The sequence below is a fragment of the Clostridium sp. UBA6640 genome (assembly GCF_002455975.1).
In the GTDB taxonomy this organism is placed as follows: Bacteria; Bacillota; Clostridia; order Clostridiales; family Clostridiaceae; genus Clostridium_J.
Map to the genome: position 1 here is coordinate 1 of NZ_DKLM01000140.1, position 14,629 is coordinate 14,629.

The window sequence follows — 14,629 nt, forward strand, 5'->3', positions numbered from 1 at the left end:
CAAATCTACCTGGTCTTAAAAGTGCAGGATCAAGTATATCTAACCTATTTGTAGCAGCAATAACTACTATTCCCTCACTTTCGGTAAATCCTGACATCTCTGTTAATAGAGCATTTAAAGTTTGATCTTTTTCTTCAGAACCTCCTGTGCCCTTAGAGGATCTTTTTTTACCAATAGCATCTATTTCATCTATGAATATAACTGCTTTTCCATGACTTTTTGCTTTTTTAAATAGATTTCTAACTCTACCAGCTCCAACCCCTACATATACTTGAATAAAGTCAGAACCAGATACAGCATAGAAAGGTACATTTGCTTCTCCTGCAACTGCTTTAGCTAGTAATGTTTTACCAGTACCAGGAGAACCATATAGTATAATTCCCTTAGGAACTCTTGCACCATACTTTTTATATTTTTCAGGATTTTTTAAATAATCTACTATATCTTTAACACTTTCTTTAGCTTCTTCATTTCCTGCTAAACTGTTAAAGTTAAATTTATCTTTTACTAGAGTAGAAGCGTCTACTGCGTCTATAGCAGTAACTCCTCTTGCGCCTTTAGTCTTTGATAATGACATAAAGACAATGGCAACAATTGAAAGTGTCAAAGCTGCAGAAAGACCTGTTTGCATAAATGTGGTACTGCTGTTTTCTTTTACTTCTACACCTTTACTTAAAAGTTCTTCTTTTAAAGTAAGACTATTAGGGTTATCCGTAGTATATTTCGTTCCATCTTTCATTACAACAGTAATTTTAGAAGAGGGAACCATATATACAGTTGAGAGTTGGTCATTATGAGCATCCTTTAAAAATTCTTTATAAGATTTAAAAGATAAGTTTGAACTTCCAAAGTTAATAAAAGCCATTGCTATTAAAGATAAAATGCAAATAGCAATGGGAATTATAATATAATTCTTTTTAAGTTTATTCATTAAAGTAGTTCCCCCTTCTTCTTAGAAAATTAGTATTATTTAAGCATCTGGCAGAAAATAACTACTAATAAGATTGTAATAATATTTTGTGTCAGATGCTTAAGCCTATGATATTCATTATATACATTACAATCTCATTGTCTAATTAAAATCATAGAATTTGGTAATGTAAGTTATGGAATGGAGCTATTAAAATGGAAAAAAAACTACTAATTAACATGGTAAGAGAAGATGTGTTTAGAAAAGTAACTAATAACTATATTAGTATTTTATACAACATAAGAACTAATAATTGAAGATGGACAATTATTGATATTCCTTCTATATAGAAGGAGTTTTCGGTTGATTTCTTCTTATGTTAAACAGTAATTTCTTATAATAAAAGCTAGTAAATTCATTGCTAGTAAAATTTAAAATTAAGGGAATTAATTTCCGCGTTAACTTGTGAAGGTTATATTTTGTATTGTGAATTGTCTTGACTAATGCCTAGCAGTAGACAAAAAACTTAATATTTTTTATAACACTTTTTAGAATTATTGGTTATAATTAATGATAGTGCATTAATTGGGAAAGGAATTGAAGTTATGGAAAAAGCAAAAATGCTTCTAAAACAATATTTTGGGTATGATGATTTTAGAAGTGCGCAAGTTAAACCTATAGAGAGCATATTAAGAGGACAAGATACCTTAACTATTATGCCTACAGGAGGAGGAAAATCTATATGTTTTCAAATTCCTTCGCTTATATTACAAGGAGTTACAGTAGTTATTTCTCCATTGATATCCTTAATGAAGGATCAAGTAGATGGATTAAATAGTAGTGGAATTCCTTCTACATATATAAATAGTTCATTAGATCCTTTAGAAATTGAAGAGAGAATATTTTATGCTAAAAATGGACAATACAAATTAATTTATGTAGCACCAGAAAGACTTGAAAACGAAAGTTTTTGTGAAGCTTTAAAACATATAGATATAACTTTAGTTGCTATAGATGAGGCACACTGTGTTTCGCAATGGGGACATGATTTTAGACCAAGTTATAAAAAAATACCTAGCTTCTTAAGAAAACTAGAAAAAAGACCTATTTTGGCTGCTTTTACTGCTACTGCTACGGATAAGGTTAGAGAAGATATGATAAATATTTTAAGGTTAAAAGAACCTGATATATTTATAAGTGGTTTTGATAGAGAAAATTTAAATTTAAAAGTATTAAGAGGAGAAAACAAATTAGATTATGTAGTTGATTATGCTAGTGAAAAAATCAATACTACTGGAATAATATATACTGCTACTAGAAGAGAAGCAGAAACGGTACATATGAATCTTAAGAAGAGAAATATTAAAGCTGCTCTTTATCATGCAGGTCTTTCAGATAGTGATAGGGAAAAAGCACAGGAAGATTTTTCTTATGATAATGTAGATGTAATTGTAGCTACTAATGCTTTTGGAATGGGGATTGATAAATCTAATGTTAGATATGTAATTCATTATAACATGCCTAAGAATATAGAAGCCTACTACCAAGAAATAGGGCGTGCAGGTAGAGATGGTGAGGCAAGTGAGTGTATATTATTATTTAGTCCTAAGGATATACAAACTCAAAAATATTTTATAGATATGAGAGAATTGAATCCTGTTAAAAAAGCACAGGAATATAATAACTTAAGAGCTATGGTGGATTATACTTATACATCTATGTGTCTTAGAAAATATATACTTGAATATTTTGGAGAAGAAAATATAAAGGATAGCTGCAACAATTGTTCTGTATGTAATGATGATAGGGAAACTATAGATATGACTATAGAGGCACAAAAGATTTTTTCTTGTGTTTATAGAATGAAAGAGAGATATGGAACTAATGTAATTGCAGAAGTTTTAAAAGGTTCAACCAATGCAAAAATATTAAATTTAGGACTTGATAAGCTTTCAACCTATGGAATAGTAAAGAATTATACAAAAAAAGAGTTAGTAGATATAATTAATAAACTTATTGCTGATGATTATATGATTACTACAGATGATGAATTTCCTGTAGTTAAATTAAGACAAAAGGCTGTTCCTGTACTAAGAAGTGAAGAAAAAGTATTTCTAAAGATAAATAAAAAACCTGAAAGTAAAAAAGGAAAAGTTGATAATACCTTATTTGAAGCTTTAAGACTTTTAAGAAAAGATATTGCATTAAATGAGAAAATACCACCTTATTTAGTATTTGCAGATGCTTCTTTAAAAGAAATGACAGAATATATGCCTATTACAAAGGAAGATTTTCTTAATATTAAAGGGGTAGGGCAAAGCAAATATAATAAGTATGGTGAGGCATTTACAGAAGAAATTAAAAAATATATTAAAGAAAATAACATAACTAAAGAAGTGGCAATGGATAATGAAAAAGCTGATAGCACTGAAAAGATAAAAAGTCATATAATAACTTATAATATGTATAAAGAAGGCAAGACTATTAAAGAAGTCTCTAATGAAAGAGAACTTACTGAAGTTACCGTTGAGGAACATCTATTTAAGTGTAAGATAGAGGGGTTAGATGTAAACCTGGATGATTTTATACAAAAGGAATATGAGGAGTTAATAATAGAAACAATTAAAAATGTAGGGGCAGAAAAATTAAAACCTATAAAAGAATTGCTTCCAAAAGAAGTAACTTATTTATNNGGCACAAAAGAAGTAACTTATTTATCAATAAAATCTGTATTGCTTAAATATAATATCGACTTATAATTGACACAATTATGGTCTATAATTAGGCTAATAACTTAAGAATTTTTATTTGGGAGGAATCATGAGTTCAATAGACATAAGAAATGCAGAAATAAAGGACGTTAAAAAAATAGCAAGTTTACTTTATATTACAGAAACTAATCCAGAAGTTATTTGGGGAACGGGAAGTAAGGGTGAAATAATAGAAAGACTTGCCTATATAGTTAAAGAAAGTAGAAATAGATTTAGTTACCAACATGCTAAAGTTGCAGTAGTAAACAACGAGATAGCAGGAATATTATTTGCAATTCCACATGGTACTATGAAAAGTATTGAGAAAAAAACTGCAAAGTTACTTATGAAAGGGCAAAAAGGCTTTAAAGAAAAAGTAGGGTATATCCCTAGTATAATAATGCTTGATCATTTAAAGGAATCTGAACCAGGAGAATTATTTATAGCCAATATAGCTACTCATGTAAAATATCAAGGCAGAGGTATAGGAAGAGCTTTAATGATGGAAGCAGAAAAAATGGCTAAGGAGAAAGGTTTAAACAAAATTTCTCTTTTAGTAGACGTTAATGACCATAAGGTAATTCATTTTTACACTGTACTTGGATATAAAGTAGTAGAAGAATCACATTTAGGAAAGAAAATATATATTAGAATGATAAAAGAAGTACAATAAAAAATAATAGGCAATAATTTTTATAATTTTAAACTATCGAAAATCGTGGCACTTAGTCACGATTTTTTTAAATATGTCACAAAGCTTGATTCTATAGGATTCCTTAATGAAAATNNATTTTTTCCTAAATTCTTCATTCTTCATTATCAATCCTTAATTTTTAAGGATTTAAGCTGTTTTTATAGAAAACTTATTCTCCGGAGTATATATCAAGTTTTCACATTGTATCCCTATAATTCAATGCCAACAAAAATATTAATTGTTAATACTATTAATTAACTTGACAAAATTAAAAAGTTTTTAGTTAAGCCTTTTTAAATGTCTGAAATCACGTGAATATATTTACCCTTAGGTGAATAATGTATTAATAGAGTGATTATTCATTGGAGGTTATAAGTGGGATACTATATTAGAGTAGAACCAAATGTAAAAATTTATGTGGAGGATCTTAACCCAGAGGGAAGGAATACAATCTTGTTTTTACACGGCTGGCCTGGTAGTCATAATTTATTTGAATATCAATTTAATCAGCTTCCAAAGATGGGTTATAGATGCATCGGAATAGATACCAGGGGATTTGGAGACTCAGATAAGCCTTATACAGGTTACGACTATGATCGATTATCAGATGATGTTAGATGCGTGGTTGACGAACTAGGATTATGTAATTTCACACTTGCAGGACATTCAACCGGGGGAGCTATAGCTATTCGATATATGGCGCGTCATAGAGGACATGGAGTATCTAAACTTGCTCTTTTTGATGCAGCGGCACCTAGTCTTATCAAGCGTCCTAATTTCCCTTATGGTGTAGAAAGGGAAGAGATAACTAAAATTATTCAAGGAACATACACTGATCGCCCTAAGATGTTACGAGATTTTGGAGACATATTTTTCTTTCAGCATATAACTGAGGCATTATCTGATTGGTTTTTCCAATTGGGATTACAGGCAGCTGGATGGGCAACTGCAAGTATTGCAAATACTTGGATACGTGAAGTATTATTTTCTGATCTAGAAACAATAAATGTTCCAACTTTAATTATTCATGGTATTCATGACAAAGTTGTTCCATTCTCACTAGGTGAAATACAAAATCAATGTATTAAGAATTCAAAACTTATACCATTTAAATTTAGCGGCCATGCAACATTCTATGACGAACAAGACAAATTTAACAAGGAATTGATGAAGTTTATTGAAGAATAAAGTTCTGGTAATAAAAGAGTGCACAAGTTAGAATTAATTTTAAAAAAGCATCTAGGGAACTAGGTGTTTTTCTAGTTCTATAGGAAATTATAAAAGGTTAAATCTGTGGATAACTTGAAGCAATACACAACCTTAAATAATGCAGAGTGCACAGTTCACAATTCACAATTAAGGAGGAAATTATTTTTTGGAAAAATAATTTCTTTAATGTACTTTTTGACTAGCAATGCAATTGCTAGTTTTTTTGGATATCTAGTAATTCAATAATATATGGAGAACACTGCTCGCTACTACAAAATCAATTCTAAATTTCTCAGTGACAACTGAGAAATGTCCATAATTGTGAATTGTGGACTGTGAATCAGAAAAAGGAGTTCAACGAACTCTTTTTTTATAGCTCTTACAATAATATAGATGCTGTCCTATCGGCAGTAATGCATTATAATGGTTGACCTTAGAACGTATGTTTGGTATGCTTTATTTATACATATTATGAAAAAAATTCTATTAAAGGGGAGGGAATTTTTTGAATTCAGTAGAATTAATACAATCTGTTTCAGATATTGTAGAAGAACAAAGTAAGAAAGATACCAATGTATTTGGATATGAGGGATGGGTTTATCATGTTACCACTGTAGTTAAATATGCAAAATTGTTGGCCGAAAGATTAGGAGCAGATAAAGAAATAGTGGAGATATCAGCTTTATTACATGATTATGCAAGTGTTAAAGATCCATCAATGTATAAAGAACATCATATCTATGGAGCAATAGAAGCGGAAAAAATATTAAAAGGTTTTAATTATCCAGAAGAAAGAATAAATAAAGTTAAAGAGTGTATTATTCAACATAGAGGGAGTGTACCACTTGAAAAAACTACTAAAGAGTCAATATGTGTTGCAAGTGCTGATGCCATGGCTCATATAGACCAAATACCATCCTTATTACATCTTGTTTACTATAAAAGAAATATGGAAGTAAGAGACGGTGCAAATTGGGTAAGCGAAAAGATTGAAAGAAGTTGGAACAAACTATGCCCTGAAGCTAAAGAAATTATAAAAAGTAAATATGAAAGTGCTAAAATTGTTCTAAAAGGTTAATTTCGATATATGCATTATTCATAGTTTAAATTTAAAACATATCTTGAATTAAAATAATAGAAGAGATATACTCAAATAGGTGAGATATTTTACGAATATGTATTTCAACTTTGAAACTTATTAGAAAATTGTGAATTGCAAAAAAAAGTTGAGTTTTAAATTGCAAATTTAATATATAAGATAGAGGTACAAAGCTTTAGTAGTTTTGTTTAAAAGGGAAATAAGTGAAAATCTTATACGGTCCCGCCGCTGTAATGGGGAGAAGCTTCTTAGAGAGACGCCACTGATTTATATTGGGAAGGCTGAAGCAACTATGAACCAGAGTCAGAAGACCTGCCTTTATTTATACACTAAATACTCTACGGTTGATGGGGGGTGTCATAAAAAGAATAGCTGTATGAAAGCGTATTTATTGTGCTTTTATATAGGTTTTCTTCTGTGCGATTTTAAACCTCTTAACTCTTGAGTTAAGGGGTTTTGTTATTTTGGGCAATATGTTTCAAAGTTAAAGAATAAAATGTTAATGGAGGTTTTTTTTTATGGTGAGGAAAATTAGAGAATTTATGTTAATGAATTTAGGAATTATCATGGTGGCATGTGGAATGTACTTTTTTTTAATGACTAATAATTTAGCCATAGGAGGAGCTAATGGTTTAGCTATAGTTATTAATTATTTTATTCCTAACCTTTCTGTAGGAATTATAATGATAGCTATAAATATAGTACTTTTCATAGTAGCATTTATTTTTATTGGAAGCAATTTTGGTATTAAAACTATATACTCTAGCTTTGGAGTGTCTTTTATGGTTTTAATTTTAGAGAAAACAGTAAAACTTACACATTCAATTACAGGTGATTTATTTTTAGAGCTTATTTTTGGAATTTTAATATCTGGTGCTGGCATGGGTATTGTATTTAATCAAGATGCATCTACTGGAGGAACAGATATTATAGCAAAAATTTTAAATAAATTTTTCCATATTGATTTAGGAAAAGGTGTACTATTATCAGATTTGAGTATTACTGTGGCTGCTGCTTTCGCTTTTGGGCCTAAATTATCAATGTATTCAATGCTAGGAGTAATTATAAATGGATTTGTTGTAGATTCTGTTATAGAGGGAATTAACATGTCTAAAGAAGTTACTATAATTAGTGATAAATATGATCAGATTAACAATTTCATTATAAAGGATTTAAATAAAGGTTGTACCTTCTATAATGGAAGGGGTGGTTTTACAAATAAAGAGAAGAATATAATTGTGGTACTTATAGGAAGAAGAGAGTTTGCAAAATTAAAGCGTTATATTAATGAGATTGATAACGAGGCCTTTATAACAGTGAATAATGTATATGAGGTATTCGGCTATGGTTTTAAAAGTATCAATCATTAATTAGAGGTGGTGGAATATGAGAAGAGATAAATGTTATAATGGGCATTTTGTAGAAGATAAAAAAATAGGTCAGATGAAGGAAAAGCTTTATGATATTAGCGGCATGCTAATAAAAGATGACTCCATGGTTGCAGTTCTAAAGAATGCTGCAAAAATTTCTAAAACAGATATTACAACTTTAATTTTAGGGGAGACTGGGGTGGGTAAAGAAGGAATAGCTAAGTATATTCATTATAATAGCTCAAGAAAGGACAAAGCCTTTATAACAATAAACTGTGGGGCGATACCAGAAAACCTTATAGAATCTGAGTTATTCGGCTATGAGCCAGGAGCTTTTACAGGAGCTAATAAAGGAGGTAAAATAGGACTATTTCAATTGGCAGATGGAGGTGCTGTATTCCTAGATGAAGTAGGAGAACTTCCTTTAACAACGCAAGTTAAACTTTTAAGAGTACTTCAAGAAAAGCAAATAGAAAAAGTTGGCGGCACAGAATTAATTCCAGTAGATATAAGAATAATTGCAGCTACTAATAAAGATTTAAAAGAATTAATAAATATGAAGCTATTTAGAGAGGATCTATATTATAGACTCAGTGTATTTCCTATAGAAATTCCTCCGCTAAGAAAGCGAAAAGAAGATATTTTATTACTTATAGAGCATTTTACAGAGTGCATAAATAAGAAATATAGTTCTAAGTGTAGTTTTAATGAAGAAACTTTAGAATATCTTTACAACTATGAATGGCCAGGAAATGTTAGGGAGCTTAGAAATGTGATAGAAAGACAAATTATAATGAACGAAAATGCCATAGTAGAGGAAAGGAACTTACCAGAGGAAATTAGCAACACAAGAGTGGAGCAGGATTATATACTTAGCATAAGTAATTATTCCATAAAAGGCTATAGCTTAAAGGAAATTATGGATAAGGTAGAGATGGAAATTATAACAGATGCTTTAACGAGATATGGGAATATAAAAATTGCAGCAAAAGCCTTAAAAATAGATCCATCGACCCTTATTAGGAAAAGACAAAAATATATGAAGATTAAATCAGAAAATGATTTTAAATAAACAATTTTTTAACATGTAATCTGTATAGTTGTATCATTGCATATAATTATAAAGAATAATGATAAATACAGGGTTTGCGTCATATAAAGTATAATTATTACCAATTTTAAGTGATAATTATACTTTATATGATTTTTTTATTTAAGAAATTGATGGAAATATGGAATTCATACAAAAAATTATGTAGTGGCCTATTGATAGAGTAGAGATTATAATAAGTCCTTTAATAGATTAAAGAATATAAAGTTGTAGTAAAATTCTTAACTATGCATTTATTACTTTTATTAGGAAAAGAAAAATATACGAAAATTAGATTGAAAAATGATTCCAATAAATAATTTTTTAACATGCAATCTTGCATAGTTGCATTATTGCATATACCTATAGAAGATGTTGATAAATATAGAGTTTATATCATATAGAATATAATTATTGCAAATTTTCAGTGATAATTATGGATTATATGATTTTTTTTATTGAAAGAATTGAGCGAAATAGAGGGTTTGTGCAAATATTTAAGGTTGGCACGGAAGTTGCTCTTAATATTAATTAGATAAATGAAAGGGAGGAATTTTTATGGGTTTAATGAGTAAAGAAGAATATATAGAAAGTTTGAGGAAACTAAAAACTAAAGTGTATTTATTTGGAGAATTGATAGAAAATCCAGTAGATCATCCAATGATTAGACCATCATTAAATTCAGTGGCTATGACTTATGAACTAGCAGAGAAAGATGAATATTCTGATGTGATGACAGCAGTTTCAAATCTTACAGGGAAAAAAATAAATAGGTTTTGCCATATTCATCAAAGTGCTGAGGATTTAATAAATAAAGTTAAAATGCAAAGATTATGTGGTCAAAAAACCGCTTCTTGCTTTCAACGTTGTGTAGGTATGGATGCTTTTAATGCAGTTTATAGTAGTACTTTTGAAATTGATGAAGCATATGGAACTAATTATCATGAAAGATTTAAAGAATATATGATATATGTTCAAGAAAATGATTTAGTAGTTGATGGAGCTATGACGGACCCAAAAGGAGATAGGGGATTATCACCAAGTAAACAGGAGGATCCTGATTTATATCTTAGAGTAGTGGAAAGAAGAGAAGATGGAATAGTAGTGAGAGGAGCAAAAGCTCATCAAACAGGAATGATAAATTCTCACGAAATACTTGTTATGCCAACTATATCTATGAAACCAGAAGATAAAGATTGGGCAGTGGCATTTTCTGTACCTGTAGACACAGAGGGGATATTTAGTATATATGGACGTCAATCCTGCGATACAAGAAAAATTGAAGAAGGTGCAGATATAGATATTGGAAACTCAAACTTTGGTGGACATGAGACTTTAACCATTTTTGATGATGTATTTGTACCAAATGAGAGAATCTTCTTAAATGGAGAAACTGAATTTGCAGGTATGCTAGTAGAAAGATTTGCAGGATATCATAGACAAAGTTATGGCGGCTGTAAAGTTGGTGTAGGAGATGTACTTATTGGAGCTGCAGCCACAGCAGCAGATTATAATGGAGCAAATAAAGCTTCTCATATAAAGGATAAACTTATAGAGATGATTCATTTAAATGAGACTTTATACAGCTGCGGCATAGCATGTTCTTGTGAAGGCTGTAAAACAAAATCTGGAAATTACGAAATAGATTTATTACTTGCCAATGTATGCAAGCAAAATATAACAAGATTCCCTTATGAAATATCTAGACTAGCAGAAGACATTGCTGGTGGGCTTATGGTAACTATGCCTTCTGAAAAAGATCTTAGAGATCCAGAAATAGGACCTTATGTAGAAAAGTACTTAAAAGGTGTTGCAAGTGTAGCAACTGAAGACAGAATGAGAATTTTAAGGCTTATAGAAAACATAACCTTGGGAACAGCAGCAGTAGGTTATAGAACAGAATCTATGCATGGTGCCGGTTCACCTCAGGCACAGAGAATTATGATTTCAAGACAAGGAAACCTTGAAGATAAAAAGAAATTAGCTAAAAATATTGCAAAGATAAAAGAATAAACTGAGAGCACAAGGAGTAAAAAAATGGATTGGAGAGAGTTATATAAAGAAAAAGTTGTATCTGCAAGTGAAGCAGCAGATAAAATAAAAAATGGGTATAGAGTTGTAATAGGTCATGCAGCTGGAGAACCTAAAGAAGTTATAGATGCTATGGTAAGGGATAGTGATAAGTTTTCAAATATAGAAATTGTTCACATGATAGGAATGGGTACAGGTGGATATGTGAAAGAGGAAAAAGAATTCAATTTTAAACATAATTCTCTTTTTGCTGGTTCATCCACAAGAGATGCTATAGCGGATGGAAGAGCTGATTTTACCCCTTGTTTCTTTTCAGAAATTCCAAAACTTTTTAGGGAAGAGTACCTAAAAGTAAATGTAGCAATAATACAAATATCTATCCCTGATGAACATGGATTTTGTAGTTTTGGTGTGTCTAATGACTACACAAAACCAGCAGCAGAGTGTGCAGATATTGTCATAGCTGAAATTAATCCTAATATGCCAAGAACTCTAGGAGATTCTTTTATTCATGTAAAGGATATTGATTATATAGTAGAGGTTAATTATCCATTAATAGAGATAAAACCTAGTAAAATTGGAGAAGTAGAAAAAGCCATTGGCAAAAATTGTGCAGAGCTTATAGAAGACGGTTCAACCCTCCAACTTGGAATAGGTTCTATTCCTGATGCGGTGTTATTATTTTTAAAAGATAAAAAAGACTTAGGTATTCATTCTGAAATGATTTCTGATGGAGTATTAGAGTTAGTTGAATCAGGGGTAATTAACAATAAGAAAAAGACTCTTCATAAGGATAAGATGATAGTAACTTTTTTCATGGGAACAAAGAAATTCTATAACTTTATAGATAATAATCCAATGATAGAAATGCATCCTGTAGATTATGTAAATGACCCTTATATTATAGGGAAAAATGATAATATGGTATCTATTAACTCATGTATACAAATAGATTTAATGGGACAAGTTGCGGCTGAATCCATGGGTTTAAAACAATTTAGCGGTGTAGGAGGGCAAGTAGACTTTGTAAGAGGGGCTAATATATCGAGTGGCGGGAAATCTATAATAGCAATGCCGTCCACTGCAGCAAAGGGTACCATATCTAGAATTGTTCCATTTTTAGAAGAAGGGACAGCAGTAACTACCTCTAGGAATGATGTACATTATGTAATTACTGAGTATGGGATAGCTGGACTTAAAGGAAAATCTTTAAAAGAAAGAGCAAGAGCCTTAATTAATATAGCCCACCCTAATTTTAGAGCTCAGCTTATAAAAGAGTGGGAGAAGAGATTTAATAAACAATTTGACTATTTTATTTATCATAAAATTCATAAATAATTGAAGGAGCTAGAATAATGATATATATAAATGAAGCGTGGTGTAAGGGCTGTGAACTATGCATAGACAATTGCCCAAAGAAGGTACTTGAAAAAAATAATATGAAGGCTGTAGTAATTCAAGAAGAAAAGTGTATAAAGTGTGGCATATGTGAAGACATATGTCCAGACTTTGCCATAAATATAAGGAGAGACAGTGATGAGTAAGTTAGTATTAATACAAGGAAATGAGGCTTGTGTTGAAGGCGCTATAAGGGCTGGAATGAAATTTTATGGTGGATATCCTATAAGTCCAGCTAGTGAAATTGCGGAACTGAGTTCTGTAAAGCTTCCTGAGGTCGATGGGGTATTTATACAGATGGAGGATGAGATAGCAGGAATGGCTGCTGTAGTTGGAGCATCTATGACTGGAGTTAAAGCAATGACTGCAACTAGTGGTCCTGGATTTTCCTTAAAACAAGAGGTAATTGGATATGCTTCCATGGCTGAAATTCCTTGTGTGATAGTGAATGTAATGAGAGGAGGTCCAAGTACAGGACTTTCAACCTCTGTATCTCAGGGAGATATAATGCAAAGTAAATGGGGGACTCACGGAGATCATCCAATTATAGTAATGGCATCAGATAGTGTGGCTTCTACATATGAATTAACTATTGAAGCCTTTAATTACTCAGAGAAATATAGAGTTCCTGTAATTTTACTACTTGATGAAGTCATAGCACATATGAGGGAAAGTGTTTATTTAAAGGAAGATATAGAAATTATAAATAGAAAGAAACCTAGTTTAGAAGAAGCAAGAGAAGGATATATGCAATACAAAAATACAGAGGATTTAATACCTCCAATGGCTGCAATAGGTGAAGGATATAAATTTCATGTAACTGGATTAAATCATGATGAATGGGGATATCCTTCTAACTCTAATGAAGTTGCGGAAAAGTTAACCTCAAGATTATTAAATAAAATAGAGAAAAATAAAGATGATATAGCTAAATATGATGAAGTAAAAACAAATAAATGCAAATCACTAATTGTAGCTTTTGGTTCTACAGCTAGAGTTTGTAGAGGAATAGTTCAAAATGATAGTAAGGACACTATAGGCTTATTTGTACCTTATACCATATGGCCTTTCCCAGATAATGCACTATTATCAATCATAGAAAAAAATAACATTGATAAAATATTTGTGCCAGAATTGAATGCTGGGCAATTAATCTTTGAAATTCAAAGAATTGTGGGAGATAGATGCAAAGTTATAGGTATTAATAAATATTGTGGTGAAATCTTTAAGACCAAGGAATTAGAAAGTGCAATTATGGAGGGAACATATGAAAGAAGCATTAGTTAAAAAATATATGAGAGAAGATCGTCTTCCTCATATTTGGTGTGCAGGCTGCGGCAATGGAATAATAGTAAGTGCACTAGTTGAAGCCATTGACTCTCTAAATATAGATAAAAATAAAATTTGTATAGTATCAGGCATAGGGTGTTCTTCAAGAGCTGCTCAATATATGAATTTTGATACAGTACACACCTTACATGGAAGAGCTATTGCCTATGCAGAGGGTATAAAACTCGCCAATCCTGAGCTAGAGGTAATAGTTTTAACTGGAGATGGAGATTGTACTGCTATAGGTGGGAATCACCTTATTCACGGTTGTAGAAGAAATATAGATTTGAAGGTAATTGTTTTCAATAATAATATATATGGAATGACAGGAGGACAATGTTCTCCAACTACACCACTAAATGCTAGAACTACTACTTCAGAAAGCGGAAATGTATGTAGGGATTTCAATATATGTAAATTGTGTGAAGCTGCAGGAGCAACTTATATAGCAAGAGGTACTGTAGGACATTATAAACATCTAGTAAATGTTATAAAACAGGCTTTTGATAAAAAGGGGTTCTCTGTAATAGAAGCTTTAACACCTTGTCCAGTTCAGTTCGGAAGAAGAAATTCACTAAGAAGACCTTCTGATATGATAAATCATTTAAGAAAAAAGGCCAGTGATAAGCAGGAGGAAACATATGAAATAGGTATATTTAAGAATACTGCAGAACCTGAATATATAGAAGAATATATAAGACAATTTGAAAAGAAATAGTTAATGCCTATTTTGTATTCAATATCTGTAA

At 30.9% G+C, this 14,629-nt stretch carries 12 protein-coding genes and 1 riboswitch; of the genes, 11 read left to right on the plus strand and 1 reads right to left on the minus strand.

Going from position 1 to position 14,629, the window contains the following annotated elements; translation table 11 throughout:
- Positions 1–931 (minus strand): ATP-dependent metallopeptidase FtsH/Yme1/Tma family protein (locus B2W91_RS15465; protein ID WP_291582547.1); only part of this gene is annotated, 931 nt, incomplete at its 3' end.
- A gap of 584 nt (positions 932–1,515) precedes the next feature.
- Between B2W91_RS15465 and recQ the strand changes: the two genes are divergently transcribed.
- From recQ to B2W91_RS15520, 11 genes are all read left to right on the plus strand, one after another.
- The gene (recQ, locus tag B2W91_RS15470) at positions 1,516–3,669 is read left to right on the plus strand and encodes a DNA helicase RecQ (protein ID WP_291582549.1); all 2,154 of its coding nucleotides are present in this window, start codon (positions 1,516–1,518) and stop codon (positions 3,667–3,669) included.
- Positions 3,670–3,730: 61 nt separating this feature from the next.
- Positions 3,731–4,333, plus strand: a complete 603-nt coding sequence (locus B2W91_RS15475; protein ID WP_291582550.1) for a GNAT family N-acetyltransferase — start codon at positions 3,731–3,733, stop codon at positions 4,331–4,333.
- A 396-nt stretch (positions 4,334–4,729) separates the two neighbouring features.
- Positions 4,730–5,542, plus strand: coding sequence for an alpha/beta fold hydrolase (locus tag B2W91_RS15480; protein WP_291582553.1), 813 nt, complete (start codon positions 4,730–4,732; stop codon positions 5,540–5,542).
- Positions 5,543–6,068: 526 nt separating this feature from the next.
- Positions 6,069–6,641 (plus strand): HD domain-containing protein, encoded by a 573-nt coding sequence (locus B2W91_RS15485; protein ID WP_291582555.1) that lies wholly within the window; start codon positions 6,069–6,071, stop codon positions 6,639–6,641.
- Between the two features lie 167 nt (positions 6,642–6,808).
- A riboswitch (cobalamin riboswitch) is annotated at positions 6,809–6,996 on the plus strand.
- Positions 6,997–7,180: 184 nt separating this feature from the next.
- Complete coding sequence (locus B2W91_RS15490; protein ID WP_291582557.1) at positions 7,181–8,032, plus strand: YitT family protein; 852 nt, start codon at positions 7,181–7,183, stop codon at positions 8,030–8,032.
- 16 nt (positions 8,033–8,048) lie between these two features.
- The gene (locus B2W91_RS15495; RefSeq protein ID WP_291582559.1) at positions 8,049–9,104 is read left to right on the plus strand and encodes a sigma-54 interaction domain-containing protein; all 1,056 of its coding nucleotides are present in this window, start codon (positions 8,049–8,051) and stop codon (positions 9,102–9,104) included.
- A 576-nt stretch (positions 9,105–9,680) separates the two neighbouring features.
- The gene (locus B2W91_RS15500; protein ID WP_291582561.1) at positions 9,681–11,135 is read left to right on the plus strand and encodes a 4-hydroxyphenylacetate 3-hydroxylase family protein; all 1,455 of its coding nucleotides are present in this window, start codon (positions 9,681–9,683) and stop codon (positions 11,133–11,135) included.
- Positions 11,136–11,159: 24 nt separating this feature from the next.
- Entirely contained in the window at positions 11,160–12,491 is a 1,332-nt protein-coding gene (locus B2W91_RS15505) for an acetyl-CoA hydrolase/transferase family protein (protein ID WP_291582563.1), read from the plus strand.
- Between the two features lie 17 nt (positions 12,492–12,508).
- The gene (locus B2W91_RS15510) at positions 12,509–12,697 is read left to right on the plus strand and encodes a 4Fe-4S dicluster domain-containing protein (RefSeq protein ID WP_291582565.1); all 189 of its coding nucleotides are present in this window, start codon (positions 12,509–12,511) and stop codon (positions 12,695–12,697) included.
- Positions 12,690–13,838, plus strand: a complete 1,149-nt coding sequence (locus B2W91_RS15515) for a 2-oxoacid:acceptor oxidoreductase subunit alpha (RefSeq protein ID WP_291582567.1) — start codon at positions 12,690–12,692, stop codon at positions 13,836–13,838. Before B2W91_RS15510 ends, B2W91_RS15515 begins: the two co-directional genes overlap by 8 nt.
- Positions 13,819–14,598 carry a thiamine pyrophosphate-dependent enzyme gene (locus B2W91_RS15520; RefSeq protein WP_291582569.1) on the plus strand — a complete coding sequence of 260 codons (780 nt, stop codon included), beginning with the start codon at positions 13,819–13,821 and terminating at the stop codon, positions 14,596–14,598. Before B2W91_RS15515 ends, B2W91_RS15520 begins: the two co-directional genes overlap by 20 nt.
- Positions 14,599–14,629 lie beyond the last annotated feature (31 nt).